Below are 17,498 nucleotides of genomic sequence, written 5' to 3' on the forward strand. Positions count from 1 at the left end.
TGTGGGTGCCCCTCTCCATTCTCGGGAGGGGCATTCCGTTCTTGCTTCTTCTTTCCAACTGGCTTGAAGGATGATTGAGAAGTGCGGTTCGCTCGCTCCTCTGGGAGGTGCCGGCAGGAGAGCGGATTGTCGTCGATCACCGGAGGCATTGCGACGCCTTTTAGCCCCACGTGGCGCTGCCGACGCCACGTGTCTTTGAATTCATAGGGCGCAGATTGCGATGTCCGAATGTCCTCTTGGTGGATTGCCGTATAAGTTTACGGTGATTTTAGCCCACCGTGTCTCCGGTACTTTTAAGGAAAAAGTGCATTTTTTGGGTATCAATTGGAACGCTAATCCTGTCATCCGGGCCAACGCGCGATGACGCGTGAATCTGGGCAGTAAAGGCCGCTGCCCCGACCTTGCCGATCGCCAGTGTGTATGGACCGAGGGGCTCGATATCGGCGACATGAAGGCTCACAGTTGAAACGTTGGAATCCCCAACCATAGTATGTTCCGGTCGGATTCCCAGAACCACTGACTGTCCCACTGCCACCGAAAGGCGCTCGGCTCTTTGTGTCGGAACCGAAATGTCGACCCCACCCTCGGCCTGGAAGGCAATTCCACCGGCGTTTTGCACAAGTTGCCCCTCGATGAAGTTCATGCTTGGCGAGCCGATAAAGGCAGCAACAAAGAGATTCTTCGGAGATTCGTAAAGGGTAATCGGATCAGCGGCCTGTTCGATCCGCCCTTGATTCATAACCACCACCCGATCTGCCATCGTCATCGCCTCTACCTGATCATGTGTAACGTACACGATCGTGGTTTTGAGCCTGCGATGTAAGAGCTTGATTTCTGTTCGCATTTCAATGCGCAATTTAGCGTCGAGGTTGGACAACGGTTCGTCGAACAGGAACACATCCGGCTGGCGAACAATCGCCCGGCCAATCGCCACGCGTTGGCGTTGGCCACCTGAGAGCGCGTTCGGCTTGCGTTTCAAATAGGCACCGAGATTGAGAATGCGCGCCGCATTTGCAACGGCGGCATCGATGTCCTGCTTCGGCGTTCCGCGCACCTTCATGCCGTAGCCGATGTTTTCGGCAACTGTCATATGCGGATAGAGCGCGTAATTCTGAAACACCATCGAGCAATTGCGCAGACCCGGGCGCAGCGTGGTAACGTCCCGCTCGCCGATACGGATTTCCCCTGATGTCGTCTGTTCCAGCCCCGCGATCATTCGCAGGGTGGTTGTCTTCCCGCAGCCGGAAGGTCCGACAAGAACCACGAATTCCTTGTCGGCAATTGCCAAATCGAGCGGAGGGATGACCTCAACGCTGCCAAAGGACTTGGTGACCTGATCCAAACGCACCTGGGACATGCTGTAACCTTTTCATGAGAATTCCATCGCCTGGCCCAGCGCATCGGCCCGAAAATCGGAGTCGATTTTCGGAAGGCGCCATGGTGGATTGAAAGAGTTAGAACGTCCATTGTGCGTCCGAAAGGACGCACGGCGCTCTAAGCGGCGATGGTTTGCTTCTTCTTCCAACGATGTCTAATCCCATCCCGACATTGCCGGGATGGGTTGTTGAGGATGGGTTTACTTCGCAGGCAGGCCCATCGACGAACGATAGGCTTCCAGTTGCTTGTCGCGGCCAAACTCGTCCGTCAGCTTGTTCCATCCGGCAGCCACGGTATCCAGCGCCTGCTGCGGCGTCACTTCTCCAGCCAATGCCTTGGAAAGCTCGATTTCGAGAATTTCCGTATAGGAGAAGTAGCCCGGCAGGCGCATGTCGAGCGCCGTGTTCTTGGCGGTCACCGCGTCCTTCTGGCTTCCAAGATATTCCTTGGCCTCACGCTCGGAAAAGATCTTCGACCACAATGCCGTATTTGTCGTGTGCGAAAGACGGTAAGGATTGACGCCTGTGCCGCCGGTGATGGCCGCCTGACCGGAAACCGCCGGGCTCGTCAGGAACTGGATATAGTTCCAAGCGGCCTCTTGGTTCTTGGAGGACGACGGTACGGCTGCCTGCCAACCGCCGAAGGCCATGAAGGAAGTCTGGACGACCCCGGGCTGCTTGTCCCACTTTTTGGTCTTGTAGTTCCAGATCTCGTCGGATCCCGGCAGGGATGCCGAGCCGACGCTACCAGCAACCTTCGACTGCTTCGGGTCGGCGGCGATGACGCCGGTATCGCCCCAGCCGATCGATTCCGCGACCTGGCCACCGGCAAAGGCGGCATTGACTTCGCCAAAGGAGAAGTTGAGCGCGTTCGGCGGCGCCAGTTTCGAAGCGCGGATATATTCCTCCAGGCCGCGCACCCAGCCCGGATTGTTGACCTGCGCATCCATCGTATCCGGATCGAAGAACATGCCGCCGGGATTGTCGGGATGGCTGGTGTATCCCGCCACGTGACTGAACAGGAACCAGAATTGCTGGCCACCACGGCGGAAGGCTTCCGCCGTGCCCCAAAGGCCCTTGTCCGGCTGCTGGAAGAATTCGGCGATGTCAAGATACTGCTTCCATGTCTTCGGCGGGGCCAGATCGTAGCCATACTTCGCCTTGAAGGCGCTCTGGTTTTCCGCGTTTTCAAACAGATCAATGCGGTAGGTATAGGTATGGGCATCACCGTCCATGGTCTGCGACAGGACCTTGCCGTTCCAGACCATCAGTTGCTCGCGGTAAACCGGCGCGATGTCCTCCCAGTCGGCGCCTGATTGCATATTCTTCGGCATTTCCGAGAGAAAGTCGGTGAAGTCCGGTGCCCAGGCCGGCGCAAAGGCAACCACGTCGAACGTGTCTTCGCCCGAGGTCAGCGAGGTTACGATTTTGGGATAGAGTTCCGACCACGGAAATTCCACCACATTCACCTTGCCGCAGGTCTTTTCCTCCCAGCCCTTGGCCGCCAGTTGCAGCGCAGATGCGATGTAAGGCCCCGTCTGCGTCGTGGCGGTGAGCGTGACACCGGTGTAGTCCGGTTCGCATGCGAGCGCGGATGGGACGCCCGCCACAGCAAGTAGTCCTCCGGCCGTTGAACTCAGTAGCAATCTTCTCATGTTTTCCTCCCTGGAATTGAACAATGACTAGGCTTCTCGAACGGTCATTTTATTGCTCCTAAAAGCAGGCCAGACCGCATCAGCCTGCTCAAAATGCCCGCCATGACGACCATGGGTATGATCGCAACCAGGGCGGCTGCCGATATCGACCACCACTCGTCACCGCGCTGGCTGTTTTGCCCGGCGACGAGAATGGGAAGGGTCTGCCATTTGGAACTGGTCAGGAAGAGTGCGAACAGGAACTCGTTCCAGACGAAGGCGAGCGTGATCATGAATGTCGCGATCAGGCCCGGCTTGGACATGGGCAGGACGATACCGAAAAAAATTCTCCACGACGGCACATTGTCGACCATCGCCGCCTCTTCGACTTCCACCGGCAGTGCCGCAAAGAAATCGCGCATCAGCCAGATCACGATCGGCAGCGAGAAGGCGACATAAGCGAAGGTGAGGCCTGTATAGGTGTCCACCAGCTTGAACCCCAACTTGCCCATTTCCGTATACATCAGGAACAAGGCAAAGGCGGCGACGATCGGCGGAAACATGCGCTGGCTGACAAACCAGAAGACGATATCATCATTGCCGAGGAGCGGCCCTGGAAGCTTCATTCGGCTGGAGCCGATGGCGAGCGCAAGCGCTGCAACAAAGGCAAAGATCAGCGAAATGGCCTGCCCGTAGCCCAGTACATGACGGCCAAGCAGATATCCGCCGAAGGCAACAACGACGAAAATCACGCCGGACAGCAGCTTGACCTCAAAGGTGAAGCGCACCAGCGCATAGGCTGCCATCGATCCGATGAAGGTGGCCAGCAACGATGCGGAGAGCCCGACGATCGTTGAGGCGATGAAGGTGTTGTAGAACTGGCCGCGCGCACCCGACAGGAGCTCGCTCCAAGCCGTCAGCGTCGGGTCGAAGTCCACAAATGGAATATAGGTCGGCCCGCCGACGACGCCGAGCGGCGACTTGAACGAGGTGATCGCCACCCAGTAAAGCGGAAAGAAGGTGAAGGCCAGCCAGAGCAGGCAGCCCGCGAGCGCCCACCAGCGGCCGGATCCTTTGAGGTCACGCACGCTCATTTGTGCTTCTCCAGATAGGGCTTCAGGATGGCGAGATAGACGAGCCCGATCACGGTAATGACGATCAGGAAGAGGAAGGAGAGGGCGGAGGTGTAGCCGAGGTTGAACTTCTTGAAGCCCTCCTGATACGCGAACAAGGTCAGCGTTTCGGTCGAAATGCCGGGCCCTCCGCCTGTCATGACGAACACCGTGTCGATGATCTTGTAGCTCTCGATGAGGCGGATGAAGACCACGGCCACCGAAATCGGCAGCATCATCGGGAACGTGATCCCCCAGAACTGTTGCCAGGGGCTGGCATTTTCAAGCGCGGCAGCCTCGTAGACGTCCTCCGGCAGGGTTTGCAACCCGGCAAGAAGCATAAGGATGACGAAGGGTGTCCACTGCCACACTTCGACGGAAATGATGGCGCCGATGGCCCATCTGGTCTGCGTCAGAAACGGCAGGTTGGGAAAACCGAAGACGGTCATCAGCTCATTGAGCGGGCCCATCGTAGGATTGAGGATCTGGCGGGCAATGAGTGCGACGGCAACGGGTGCTACAAGCATTGGCACCAGGAAGCTGACCCGAAACAAACCTTCGCCGGGCACCCGACGGTTAAGCGCCAGCGCCACGGAAAAACCGATGACATACTGCAGCGTCACCGCCACAAAAGCGATGATCGTCGTCGTCCAGGCGACATTCCAGAAGCGCGGATTCTGAAGCAGTTCCGTATAGTTGCCGAAGCCGACGAAACGCGAGGGAATCGGCGGCACGAGCCGCAGGCTCATGAAGCTGGTGGTCAGCGAATAGATCAGCGGGAAGATCGAGATCACCAGCACGATCAGCAACGCTGGCCAGATGAAGAAGTGTTTGATCGGGTCGTTGCGGGTCATGCTGCGCCTCCTTTCTCGAGAAGCGCCTCGATTTCTTCGATCTTCGGCATGGCAGGCGCGGTACCCCGCCGCGTCACCGCAATACCAGCGGTCGCGCAGCCGAAACGCACGGCCTCGACCGGACTAGCGCCCCGCGAGAGCGCTGCCGAGAAGCCACCGACAAATGCGTCGCCGGCGCCGGTGGTATCGATGACGGCTCCCGACGAGATCGCCGGAACATGAACCGATTGCCCGGCCGTATGATAGAGCACACCGCGACCACCCAGGGTGATCAGCGCGGCTTTCACGCCCTTGGCAAGAAAGGCGTCGCCAGCCCGTCTGGCGTCGTCGAGCGTGTCGAGCGGAAAACCGACGATGGCGGCTGCTTCGGTTTCGTTTGGCACGATATAGTCACAGAGCGGATAGATCGTGTCTGGAAACGGCTCGGCCGGCGCAGGATTGAAAACAGTGGTGACGCCGGCCGCATGGGCGATTTCGAGTGCGCGCTGCGCCGCTTCGGCCGGTTGTTCGAGTTGGGTCACGAAAACAGCCGATTGCTCGATGGTTTTGCGTGCCGCCTCGACATCGCCAACGCCGATGGTGCCTGCGGCACCTGGATAGACGATAATCGCATTGTCGCCGTTACCATCATTGACGTAGATGAAGGCAGCGCCGGTCGGCATATCGTCCATCTGCACAACCTTCGGCGTCACGCCTGCTTCCGCATAGGTCTTCAACGCCATGTCGCCGAACGTGTCGCGGCCGATCTTCGAGATGAAGGAGACTGTTCCACCGGCGCGGGCAGCAGCGACAGCCTGGTTGGATCCCTTGCCGCCCGGCCCTACTGCAAAACCGGTCCCGGTGATGGTCTCGCCAACGTTTGGCATGCGCTTGGCCAGATAGGCCGTGTCGGCGACGAAAATCCCGAGGATCGAAACACCCACCTTCATTATCGTTTCCCCTCAAACGGCTTCCGGCGGAATCACGCCTTTGGTGAAAAGGAAGCAGCCGTAGAAGCGGTTTTCTCCCGTGGTGATGACGCAATAGGCCCTTTTGGCTTCCTCATAGAAGGCGAAACGCTCGATGCCATACATCGGCGCCGGCTTGCCCTCGGCGCCGTCGATAACGGCCTGGACTTCCTGCTGCACGGGAGGGATCTCGTCCGGCGCGCCCATGATTTCCATTCGCCCGGCAGACGGCTGCAGCGGCGTATCCAGCGGCATTACCGAAAGAATAGCGTTGATGGCGCGGGCAGCAGACACATTGTCTATCCGCAACAGCTTGCCGAGCATCGTTTGCCGGGCAATGGAATCCGAAGGAAAATTGGTGTCGGAAACGACGACCGTGTCGCCATGCCCCATGGACCGGAGCGCATGCAGCACATCCGCATTCAGAGCCGGATCGATATTCTTCAGCATGAAAATCCTCCCTTAGTTGCACCATTTCGCAGCACCCCGTGCCGCAAAACAGAGCCCATAATCGCAGCTCCTTTACAGCTCTGCGATTCCCTCAAATTCCGTCGTTCTCGCCTGCCGGTGCGGTTCTCCTCCCGCCCGGATGACCAGAGTTGGAGCCCTTATTCTCCGTAGGGGATCCAGATATTCTTCACATCCACAGCGCGGCGAAGGTATAGCGCGCCTTCGGCAGCGGCTCTGTCCATCCAGTCCGTCGCCTTGCCATTGTCCACGAAGGTTCGCTTGAGATTGCCAGACGACAGCTTCTCCACCGTCGTCGAAAGTTCTGCCGAGCCGAAGGCCCACAACGCATCAACGTCATTGTGCGCGGCAAGGATCTTTGCCAGTTCGATCGCCGACCCGGTGACGATATTGACGACACCGGCAGGCACATCCGACGTTTCCAGGACGGAATAGAAATCCGTAGCCGAAAGCGGGAAGGGCTCACTCGGCACCGCGACGACACGATTGCCGGCGGCAATCAACGGCGCAACCAGACTGATAAAGCCTAGCAGCGGCGCTTCCGGCGGGCAAATGACGCCAACGACGCCGATGGCTTCCGGCATGGCCAGGGCAACGCCGCGAAGCGGCGGCTGGTGAATGCCGCCTTCATATTTGTCCGCCCAGGCTGCGTAGGTGAAGAGACGCGAAATCGCGGCGTCGACCTCGGCGTTTGCATTGGCTGCGGAAGCTCCGGTCATCGCTGTTATCCGCGCGGCGAACTCGTCGGCGCGGCCACTGAGGTTTTCGGCGATGTAATAGAGAATCTGGGCGCGGTTATGAGTGGTCGCATTCGACCAGGCGGAGGCGGCCTGTGCGGCAACCACCGCATTGCGGATGTCCTTGCGGTTGCCTTCGCCGACCTCCCCGATCGCCTTGCCCTTGGGCGAGGCGATGACACGGGAATAATTGCCGTCCGGGCGTGCCTGCTTGCCGCCGATGAAGAGCTTTGCCGTCCGGTCGATGGTTGGCAGGGCAAAATCGCCGGCAACCGGCTTTACTTGCAAAAGTGCGGGCATTGCTGCACGGGCCTTGCGACCGACCCAAGCCTTCGGCTTCAGATATTCATAGCAACCTTCCCGGCCGCCTTCGCGGCCGAATCCGGATTCGCGCTTGCCGCCAAAACCGACGGCGGCATCGAAAAGATTGGTGGCATTCACCCAGACCACGCCGGCTGCGAGCTTTGCCGCCACGTTCAGCGCCAAGCCGATCGTCTCGCTCCAGACGCTGGCGGCGAGGCCGTAGCGGGTGTGGTTGGCAAGCTGGATGGCCTCTTCCGGTGTGCGGAAAGTCATGGAGACCGCAACCGGCCCGAAGATTTCCTCGGTCGCGACGATCGATGTCGGCTGCACGCCGCTCAGAAGCGTCGGCGGGTAGAAGCTGCCACCCTTCGGCAGGTCGATCTTGGCCTGATGCAGTGTCGCGCCTTCTGAAACTCCCTTTTTCACCAGCGCTTCGATACGCGTCAATTGGACTGGCGCTATGATCGCACCCATATCGATGCACTTGTCCAAAGGCTGACCGACCCGCAATGTCTCCATCCGGCGCTTCAGCCGTTCGTGGAAAAGATCGGCAATGCCTTCCTGGACCAGAAGCCGCGAACCGGCGCAGCAGACCTGTCCCTGGTTGAACCAGATCGCGTCGACTACGCCTTCCACGGCGCCGTCGATATCGGCGTCGTCAAAAACGACGAAAGGGGACTTGCCGCCGAGTTCCAGCGTTAACGATTTGCCGCTGCCTGCGGTACGCTCGCGAATAACGCGCCCGACTTCGGTCGATCCGGTAAAGGCAATTTTGTCCATATCCTCATGCCCGACGAGCAGCGCGCCTGTTTCGCCTTCTCCGGTCACGATATTGAGTACGCCCGGCGGAAGGCCCGCCGCGGATGCCAGTTCGGCAAAGAGAAGCGCCGTCAGCGACGTGAATTCGGCAGGCTTCAGGATGACCGTGTTGCCGAGCGCCAAAGCCGGCGCCACTTTCCAGGCCAGCATCAGGAATGGGAAATTCCACGGGATGATCTGGCCGACGACCCCCACCGGCACATGATCGGCAAATTCCGTGTCCTGGATTTGCGCCCATCCAGCGTGATGATAGAAATGACGGGCCGCCAGCGGCACGTCGAGATCGCGGGTTTCGCGGATCGGCTTGCCGTTGTCGATCGCCTCGACCACAGCAATCAGACGCGCGTGGCGCTGGATCATCCGGGCAAGCGCATAGAGATGGCGAGCCCGCGCATGGCCCGGCAATCGCGCCCATGATGCCTGTGCCTTGCGGGCAGCAGCAACTGCGTTGTCCACATCCGCCGCGCCGCCGTTCGCGAGCTTCGCAAGGACCTTGCCGGTGGCTGGCTCGAACGTGTCGAAGTTCTTACCCGACGCGGAGGGCACGAAGGCGCCATTGATGAAGTGACCGAAACCGGAAGCGTGGCGCGCTAGCCAGTCGCGAGCTTCGATATCGGATTCAGGGGCAGGGCCGTAGGACATTTCGTCGAAATACTTTGCAACAGTCATCTGGATCATCCAATCGGGTGTCTGTTGAGGGCCGAATAGGCACCGGTCACGTGATGCTCCAACTGCCGCTCGATATCTGCAAGCAAGCTTGATGCACCGATGCGGAAGAGATCGGCCTCCAGCCACTCGCGCCCCAGTTCGTCCTTCATCAGGAACTGGTAGTTCAACACGTCCTTCGCCGCGGAAATGCCTCCGGCCGGCTTGTAGCCGATCTTGATACCAGTGCGCTCCTGATAGGCGCGGATCGCCCGCAGCATGGTCAATGTCACGGCCAGCGTCGCATTGACGCCTTCCTTGCCGGTCGAGGTCTTGATGAAATCGGCTCCGGCCATCATGCAGACCAGCGAGGCCCTGGTGACATTGCGGAGCGTCTTCAGGTCGCCGGTCGCCAGAATGGCTTTGACATGCGCATCACCGCAGGCGGCGCGATATTCTTTCATTTCCTCGTAGAGTGCTGTCCAGTTGCCGGTCAGCACATGCTCGCGGGTGATGACGATGTCGATTTCCTTTGCGCCATCGGCAACTGACGCCTCTATTTCCTTGACCTTGAGGTGGTGCGGGCTGAGGCCGGCAGGGAAACCGGTCGAAACCGCGGCGACCGGAATGCCGGAATCTCCGAGCGCCTCGACCGCCGTTGCAACAAAACGATGGTAGACGCAGATGGCACCGGTGGTGATCGAACGGCCGCTCACGCCAAGGGAATCCAGAATGTCGGCACGTATCGGATTCATCGCCTTCGCGCATAACCGCTTGACGCGTTCGGGGGTATCGTCGCCGTTCAACGTCGTCAGGTCGATGCAGGTCACCGCCTTCAGGAGCCAAGCCGCCTGTGCGTCCTTTTTGACTGTGCGGCGTCCAGGAAGCGAGGCTACGCGGCGCTCGGTGGCAGACAGGTTGACCCGGGTATCAAGCACCCACGACAAATCGAGTTCCATACCGGTATTGCGCGGACGGTTATGGGTGCCGTCCGGCAATCGCGAAGGGGCTGCGTGATGCGCAGCGTTTACCGCATTGTGAACAGCAACGGTTTCCAAATCGAATCCTCCCGGCCAGAGCGTGAAAGTCTTGTTGCCATCAGTGCAGACGCACGAAGCGGAAGTTTCACGATTGGATCACATGTGATTTTTTTTTCACTGTTTGTGAGGTTTGCATCACCGCGCTGCTGCGTCAAGTTTAGATTTCAGTAGGCGGGGAAAAATGGGGACTTCTCAGTCGAAATTGTTCATGCCGTTTTCAGTGATGACCACGTCGAACGACTTCATGTCGCTGAAAAAGGCCGGCTTGAGCTTGCCGATTTTGCTGCTGTCGGCGAGAAGAATATTCTTTTGTGCCCGGGACATCGCCTTTTTCTTGATCTCCGCTTCGTGAAAATGCGCGCAGGTCGCACCACGTCGGGAATCGACACCAGCTGCAGAAAGAAATGCCACGTTGATCACAAGCTGATCGAGCATTTCCAGCCCCGACGCCCCGGAAAAGCTCGCCGATGCGGGATGGTAAAGACCACCGAGCATAACAAGGCGAACGTTAGGTTTTCGCGTCAGGCGATCGGCGACATTCATGGCGTAACAGATCGCCGTTATGTGAATCTGGTCTGGGAGGAGATCGACCAGATAAGGTAACGTGGTGCCGCAGTCGAAAAACACCGTATCGTCATGGTGAATGTAATCAACGGCTTGTGTGCAAACTTGCCGTTTTGCAGCTGCATGACTGTCGGCTGCCGCGGAGATTTCGTAGGGATCGGTTTCCGCTTCGATAGCCGGAACGATATGGCCGCCGAGGAATGCGAATCGGTCTGCATTGGCGCTGACATCACGCCGAACCGTCATCTCCGAGACGCCCAGGATCTCGGCAGCATTCTTGATGTGTAGAATGCGATGTTGTGAAAGGGCCTCGGATAAGACTGCTATACGCCGGCCCCTGCGACTATCCATATTGGATGTCTCCCTTATGTTTACACCGGATAGTGTTCTGATCAAAATTTAACAAGGGACTGCCATTCCCATCTCGTTTGCCACTCGATCCCCGATTCAGCATCTGAGCTATGATACAGCTTCTGCACCAGCCGGTTGCGCGAACAAACCACATCATCTCAATTTTATAGCGAAGCCCCGGAATTTGAAATGAGAATCTGTGACTGATATTCCATTTTGTGTAGGAATAGTCACAAAATCGCATCGGCGGGGCAGGACGGTAACAAGGAGATCGACAATCTAGGTCGGCGGAGGCGACTTCGTCAGCCCCTGGTCGGGCGACCTTCCGACCAGAGGCTATCCTTGCGATGGCTTAGAATATTTCTGACTGCGTCTGCTAGTCGCCGGCTTTCCTCGCTGCCGTTTCGATCACATCAGCGACCTTTTCCGGTTGGGATGCGAAGACGGCGTGGCTTGCCTTTATTTCAGTCACGTCGCTTCCCGCACGTTTTGCCATGTCGCGTTCCAGCTCGGGGTTGATGGAGCGATCCTCGGTGGCGACGATCGACCAGCTTTTCTTCGACCGCCATGCAGCCTGAGTGATCTTCGCGGAGAATGCCTGCTTTGCGGCGAAGACCTGTGACTTTGCCATGAAATTGGCTTCGGCTTGCGGAAGGTCGGCTGCGAAATCCGCGGCGAAGGCGCCCGGATCGAGATAGAGATATTTGCCGTCCTTCGTTTCCTTTATATCCATGCTGCCGGCAGGCTTCGAGCTGGCGAGGCTTAGCAGGCTTTCGCCCTTGTCGGGCTGGAATGCCGCGACATAGACCAGGCCCGCGACCGCGGGATCGTTGCCGGCTTCGGTGATGACCATGCCGCCGTAACTGTGTCCGACGAGCAGGACCGGTCCGTCCTGAAGGTCGAGAACCCGCTTGGTCGCCGCCACGTCGTCGTCGAGCGAGGAAATGGGCTGCTGGACGATGGTGACGTTGAAGCCGCGTTTCTCGAGAATGTCCGTCGCCTTGCGCCATCCCGAGCCGTCGGCCAGCGCGCCGTGGACGATCACGATGTTCTTGACCGCGGCAGCCTCTGCTGCGAACGCGATGGCGGTGGTGGCAAATGCAAGCGCTGCAGTGAAAAGAAGACGTTTGTACATGACTGTCACTCCTTTGGTCATTGTTGATGATCGGGATATCGATGCGTTTCAGGTTCAGCCGAATGTGAAGGCGTAAGCCTGCACGCCGGGATTGAGGAAGCGGATCTCGAAGTTGCGGGCGGCGACCGTGCCGGACTGGCGGACGAGTTGATAAAGCCTCGTCGCGGTCACGGTGCCATTGCCGTCGGCATCGATGTCGGAGCCGTGGTCGGGTCCTGGCGCCTTGCCGTCGATCTTCACCTGGAAGCGGATCGGCTTGTCGCCGGCGCCGGGACCAAGAACGAGATGCAGATCACGGGCGCTGAAGCGATAAGTGATGCCGCCGCCCGGCTGATCAAGCGTCGCCTGATCCCGGCCGACGGTCCAGGTTCCAGACAGGCCCCAGCCATTGAGGCCGGGTTCGGCGATCGAATAGTTTTTCGCCGTGTCGGCCTGCAGCCCTTCCGGAGAGGCGAAGTTCGCCGCCTGTTGGTAGCCGAGATAGGTTTCGCCGGAGCGGATATTGCCGAGATCAGGACCTGCTTCCACGCCCTTGGCATCCGGCACGACCGGCGCACTTGCCGTCGTTTGGCTGCCGGCTTCGCGCAGCAGGTCCTGAATGGCCTTTTCGGTCCTGTTGTAATTGCCTTCGCCGAAATGGTGGTAGCGGATCTGGCCCTTGGCATCGATCAGATAGGCGGCAGGCCAGTAGCTGTTTTCGAAGGCGCGCCAGATGCCGTAATCATTGTCGATCGCAACGGGATAGCCGATCTGGAAGTCGCCGATCGCCTTCTTGACGTTGTCGATCTTCTTCTCGAAGGCAAATTCCGGGGCGTGGACGCCGATCACCACGAGACCCTGATCCGCATATTTTTCGGCCCAGGCACTGACATAGGGGATGGTACGAATGCAGTTGATGCAGGAATAGGTCCAGAAGTCGACGAGCACGACCTTGCCTCGCAGCTGTTCCGTGGTGAGAGGCTCAGAGTTCAGCCATTCGACCGCGCCGGCGAGCGAAGGGGCGGGGCCTTCGACGGGCAAGTCGCTACGAAAGGGCTTCTTCACGCCGGCTGCGGCGATCATCACCTCGTTGCTCGCCAGCTCGGAAGATGCGCCGCTGAGCGGCTTTGCATGCAGCCTGTCGAGCACGGCCTGTTCCAGCGATGCGGTGCTGGCGTAGGACAGCCGGGCGAGCAGGCTGGTGTCGAGGCCGAGCGCGATGATTGCGACGCCCGCCAGCACGGCAGCGCCGAGCCCCTGACGAATCCTGTCGCCAACGCCGAGCGAACGCTTCATGGCGGTGAATATCCGGCCGCCGACAAGCAGCGCGACGGCAAGCGAACTTGCAGCACCAGCGGCATAAGCGATCAGCAGGAAGGTCGTCTGCAGATTGGCGCCCTGTAGTGCGGCTCCGGTCAGCACAAGGCCGAGAATCGGACCGGCGCAAGGCGCCCAGAGCAGTCCGGTGGCAACGCCGAGAAGAAGCGCGCTCTTGACTGTCGTGGTGCCGCGCCCGCCGCCGGTGGCGTTCACAAGATTGTTGCCAAGGTCGACGACTGGCCGGGCAAGCGTGCTTGCGAAACGCGGCGAAAGCAGACTGGCACCAAAGAGCGCAAGCAGGACAATGGCGGCAAGACGGCCATATTCGTTGGCGCGAATGGCCCAGCTACCGCCGACTGCGGCCAGTGTGGCGACCAGTGCAAAGGTGGCGGCCATGCCCGCCAGCATGGGCAGCGTGCTTCTGACGAAGGGCTGTCCGGCGCGGGCGAAGACAAAGGGGAGGATGGGCAGGATACACGGGCTGAGGATCGTCAGCGCGCCTCCGAGATAGGCAATGATCAGAAGTGTCATCATCATTTCCTTTGAAACCGATTGATCGGGCTCTGGACGGCGATGGAGCCTGAACCAGCAACGGCGGGGATATGGCCGGGCGGACGTATCCCCGATGTGTCGGGTTTGGCGGGGAAATGTACCGAACTATTGCGATGAGGCGCTGACGATACAAAGCGATACAAACTACCGTCCCGGCGTGGGCCGCGGCGAAATGTCTGCTGCCGGTGCGATGCTTTGCTCGGTCGCCGCGATTGTATCAGAATGTATCCTCACGGCCGGAAGCTACATCCGTATTCAAAAACCGGAGACTTGCGACATATGGTCGATACAAGCGCCGCGTCATATCCGCACTGTGATCCATTCGACAGGAGAGACCAATGTCAGAGCAAATCAACCATCACCGCCGCCGTTTCTTCGGCATGACGGCAGTCGCCCTTGCGGCCGTCGAGTTCGGCGTGGCCGGCATGGCCGCCGCCCAGTCGCCCACGACGGCCGCATCGGTGCCAGCTATAAAGCCTGGGACCAACACGTCCTTTGAAGCGCTGAAACAGGTAAAGGCAGGCGTGCTCGATATCGGTTATGCCGAGGCGGGAAAGGCGGATGCCCCGGTCGTATTGCTGCTGCATGGCTGGCCCTATGACATCTATAGTTTCGTCGATGTCGCGCCGCTGCTTGCTTCGGCAGGTTACAGGGTGATCGTGCCTTATCTGCGCGGTTACGGGACGACCCGCTTCCTGGACGATCAGACGCCGCGCAATGGCCAGCCGTCAGCGCTCGCCGCTGATATGATCGCGCTGCTCGATGCGCTCGATATCGAGAAGGCCGTCATTGCCGGCTACGACTGGGGCGGGCGGACCGCCAATATCATGGCGGCGCTCTGGCCCGAGCGCTGCAAGGCGATGGTATCGGTGAGCGGCTACCTGATCGGCAGCCAGGAGGCCAACAAGAAACCGCTTCCGCCCAAAGCCGAACTTGCCTGGTGGTACCAGTTCTATTTTGCCACCGAACGCGGCCGTCTGGGATACGAGACCAACACCCATGATTTCGCAAAGCTCATCTGGCAGACGGCTTCGCCAAAGTGGAACTTCGACGATGCGACATTCGACAGATCGGCCGCCGCTTTCGCCAATCCTGACCACGCCGCGATCGTCATTCACAATTACCGCTGGCGCCTGGGGCTTGCCGAAGGCGAGGCCAAGTATGATGCCTACGAGACGACGCTTGCCACAACGCCCATCATTTCGGTGCCGACCATCACCATGGAGGGCGATGCAAACGGTGCGCCGCATCCGCAGCCTTCCGCTTATGCCGGAAAATTCTCCGGCAAATACGAGCATCGCACGATCGGCGGCGGCATTGGCCACAACCTGCCTCAGGAAGCGCCGCAGGCTTTTGCGCAGGCGGTCATAGACGTCGATCGTTTCTAGGTCGACGATGCCGGTTGCAGCGCCTCGTTGCTCTGGCCAGCGGAATATGCGTAGGTCGCGTCTGTCGCTTCGGTCAGGAACGAAGCGACCGGCGCGGCCGCTTCTATCGATAAGGAACAGGGAAATATGGATCATGTCGATCACATCCTGATCGTCGATGACGATCGCGAAATCCGCGAGCTGGTCTCGGGCTATCTGCAGAAGAACGGCCTGCGCACGAGCGTTGCCGCCGACGGACGGCAGATGCGCAGTTTTGTCGAAGCCAATGCGGTCGACCTGATCGTGCTCGACGTGATGATGCCCGGAGACGACGGGCTGGTGCTCTGCCGCGAACTGCGCGCCGGCCGGCACAAGACGACCCCGATCCTGATGCTGACGGCCCGCACCGACGAGATGGACAGGATCCTCGGGCTGGAAATGGGCGCCGACGACTATCTTCCCAAGCCCTTTGCTGCGCGTGAGCTTCTTGCCCGCATCAAGGCGGTGCTGCGGCGCACGCGGATGTTGCCGCCCAACCTTCAGATCAGCGAAGCCGGGCAATTGTTGACCTTCGGCGACTGGCGGCTCGATACGGTCGCCCGGCATCTTCTCGACAGGGAAGGGACCGCGATTGCGCTGAGCGGCGCCGAATACCGTCTGCTCCGCGTCTTCATCGACCATCCGCAGCGGGTGCTCAATCGCGACCAGCTTCTGAGCCTGACGCAGGGCCGCGACGCCGATCTCTTCGATCGCTCGATCGATCTTCTGGTCAGTCGCCTGCGTCAGCGGCTGGGCGACGATGCGCGCGAACCGACCTATATCAAGACGGTGCGCAGCGAAGGTTATGTGTTTTCGGTTCCAGTCGAAATATCGGAGCCGCGCCAATGAAGGCGGCAATCCCCTTACATTCGGGCCTGACGTGGCCGAGCACGTTGCGGTCGCGGATCTTCCTGATCCTGCTGATCGGACTGGCCTTAGCCTACGGTCTGTCCTTCAGTGTGCTCTATATGGAGCGCTACATGTCGGCCAAGGCGGTGATGCTCGGCACGCTGGAAAATGACGTCGCAACCTCGATTGCCGTTCTCGATCGGCTTCCGCCCGGTGAGCGTGGCGATCTGCTCGACCGGCTGAGCCGCGGCAACTATCGTTTCGTGCTCGGACCCGGCCTTCCCGGCGTGCCTGACACGTCAAGCAAAGGCTCAGAAATCTCAGGAAAGATCGAGGAGGCTATCGGGCATCGCTTTCCGATCCGGATCGAACGGATTCCTGGCGATGTGAACCGATTGCAGGCGCATTTGACCCTGAGCGACGGAAGCCCTTTGACAATCGACGTCACACCGAAGGGCGTCATGCCGATCGCCGCTTGGCTGCCTTATGTCTTCGTCGTCCAGATGGTGCTGCTCATCCTCTGTACCTGGTTTGCGGTTCGCCAGGCGATCCGGCCGCTTGGCGAGCTTGCCGCCGCCGCCGATGCTCTCGATCCGAACAAGGACGGTCCGGCTTTGAGCGAGGTCGGGCCGAGCGAGGTCGCGCACGCGGCAAGGGCGTTCAACGCGATGCGGGATAGGATTGCCCATTATCTCGAAGAGCGCGTCCAGATATTGGCGGCAATCTCGCATGACCTGCAGACGCCGATCACCCGCATGCGGCTGCGCGCCGACATGGCGGAGGAGTCACCGGAGAAGGACAAGTTGGTGCACGATCTCAGCGAAATCCAGCGCCTCGTCCAGGACGGCATAGCCTATGCGCGCAGTGCGCACGGCAGTGGGGAGAAAAATGCCCGCATTGACCTTGCCTCGTTCATCGACAGCATAGCCTACGACTACCAGGACATCGGAAAGGCGGTCACCGTCATCGGCCTGGTTCAGGGTGCCGCTTTCACCAAGCCGCATGCCCTTCGCCGCATCCTGTCGAACTTCATCGACAATGCGCTGAAGTTTGCCGGCTCCGCCGAGATCAGCGTCGAGCGCAGCCCAGAAAACGATATCATCATCACTGTCATGGACCGCGGGCCTGGAATTCCCGACGATATGCTCGAGGCTGCCATGCAGCCTTTCTTCCGGCTGGAGCAATCCCGCAACCGGGAAACCGGCGGCACCGGTCTCGGTCTTGCGATCGCCCAGCAGCTGACGGCCAAGATCGGTGGGTCGCTCCGGCTCTACAATCGCGCCGGCGGTGGGCTTGCCGCGGAAATCACTATCCGTTGACATCAGGGGCGCTGCAAAATTTCGAGACGTTTTGTATGCGAACATGTCCTCGATATCTGCTGCTACGCTTTGTGACATTTCGGGCATT

The 17,498-nt window shown here is 59.6% G+C and carries 14 protein-coding genes; 3 read left to right on the top strand and 11 right to left on the bottom strand.

The annotated features are described in order from the left end of the window. Positions 1 to 268: 268 nt before the first annotated feature. The 11 genes from HFO71_RS05370 to HFO71_RS05420 form a co-directional block, all read right to left on the bottom strand. Complete coding sequence (locus HFO71_RS05370; protein WP_077978372.1) at positions 269 to 1,357, bottom strand: ABC transporter ATP-binding protein; 1,089 nt, start codon at positions 1,355 to 1,357, stop codon at positions 269 to 271. 219 nt (positions 1,358 to 1,576) lie between these two features. Next, complete coding sequence (locus tag HFO71_RS05375; RefSeq protein ID WP_221987598.1) at positions 1,577 to 3,031, bottom strand: ABC transporter substrate-binding protein; 1,455 nt, start codon at positions 3,029 to 3,031, stop codon at positions 1,577 to 1,579. Positions 3,032 to 3,075: 44 nt separating this feature from the next. Continuing rightward, the gene (locus tag HFO71_RS05380) at positions 3,076 to 4,104 is read right to left on the bottom strand and encodes a carbohydrate ABC transporter permease (RefSeq protein ID WP_077978370.1); all 1,029 of its coding nucleotides are present in this window, start codon (positions 4,102 to 4,104) and stop codon (positions 3,076 to 3,078) included. Then, positions 4,101 to 4,976 (bottom strand): carbohydrate ABC transporter permease, encoded by an 876-nt coding sequence (locus HFO71_RS05385; protein ID WP_077978369.1) that lies wholly within the window; start codon positions 4,974 to 4,976, stop codon positions 4,101 to 4,103. Before HFO71_RS05385 ends, HFO71_RS05380 begins: the two co-directional genes overlap by 4 nt. Further along, a complete protein-coding gene (rbsK, locus tag HFO71_RS05390; RefSeq protein ID WP_025394846.1) occupies positions 4,973 to 5,905 on the bottom strand; it encodes a ribokinase in 933 nt (310 codons plus the stop codon). Before rbsK ends, HFO71_RS05385 begins: the two co-directional genes overlap by 4 nt. Before the next feature lie 12 nt (positions 5,906 to 5,917). Next, positions 5,918 to 6,373, bottom strand: coding sequence for an RbsD/FucU family protein (locus HFO71_RS05395; protein ID WP_025394845.1), 456 nt, complete (start codon positions 6,371 to 6,373; stop codon positions 5,918 to 5,920). 158 nt (positions 6,374 to 6,531) lie between these two features. Beyond that, entirely contained in the window at positions 6,532 to 8,919 is a 2,388-nt protein-coding gene (locus HFO71_RS05400; protein WP_221987599.1) for an aldehyde dehydrogenase family protein, read from the bottom strand. 5 nt (positions 8,920 to 8,924) lie between these two features. After that, on the bottom strand, positions 8,925 to 9,953 hold the full coding sequence (deoC, locus tag HFO71_RS05405) for a deoxyribose-phosphate aldolase (protein WP_245006859.1): 1,029 nt from the start codon (positions 9,951 to 9,953) through the stop codon (positions 8,925 to 8,927). Positions 9,954 to 10,127: 174 nt separating this feature from the next. Further along, a complete protein-coding gene (locus tag HFO71_RS05410) occupies positions 10,128 to 10,850 on the bottom strand; it encodes a DeoR family transcriptional regulator (RefSeq protein WP_025394842.1) in 723 nt (240 codons plus the stop codon). A gap of 376 nt (positions 10,851 to 11,226) precedes the next feature. Beyond that, positions 11,227 to 11,985 (bottom strand): alpha/beta hydrolase, encoded by a 759-nt coding sequence (locus HFO71_RS05415; protein ID WP_132609142.1) that lies wholly within the window; start codon positions 11,983 to 11,985, stop codon positions 11,227 to 11,229. Between the two features lie 54 nt (positions 11,986 to 12,039). Then, complete coding sequence (locus HFO71_RS05420; protein ID WP_221987600.1) at positions 12,040 to 13,815, bottom strand: cytochrome c biogenesis protein DipZ; 1,776 nt, start codon at positions 13,813 to 13,815, stop codon at positions 12,040 to 12,042. Between the two features lie 359 nt (positions 13,816 to 14,174). Between HFO71_RS05420 and HFO71_RS05425 the strand changes: the two genes are divergently transcribed. From HFO71_RS05425 to HFO71_RS05435, 3 genes are all read left to right on the top strand, one after another. Further along, complete coding sequence (locus tag HFO71_RS05425) at positions 14,175 to 15,224, top strand: alpha/beta fold hydrolase (protein WP_025394839.1); 1,050 nt, start codon at positions 14,175 to 14,177, stop codon at positions 15,222 to 15,224. Between the two features lie 126 nt (positions 15,225 to 15,350). Further along, complete coding sequence (locus HFO71_RS05430) at positions 15,351 to 16,091, top strand: response regulator (RefSeq protein ID WP_221987603.1); 741 nt, start codon at positions 15,351 to 15,353, stop codon at positions 16,089 to 16,091. Next, positions 16,088 to 17,410: a sensor histidine kinase gene (locus tag HFO71_RS05435; RefSeq protein WP_221987605.1), complete on the top strand. Its 1,323-nt coding sequence runs from the start codon at positions 16,088 to 16,090 to the stop codon at positions 17,408 to 17,410. Before HFO71_RS05430 ends, HFO71_RS05435 begins: the two co-directional genes overlap by 4 nt. Positions 17,411 to 17,498: the final 88 nt, after the last annotated feature.

Source organism: Rhizobium laguerreae, assembly GCF_019778565.1.
GTDB lineage: Bacteria > Pseudomonadota > Alphaproteobacteria > Rhizobiales > Rhizobiaceae > Rhizobium > Rhizobium laguerreae.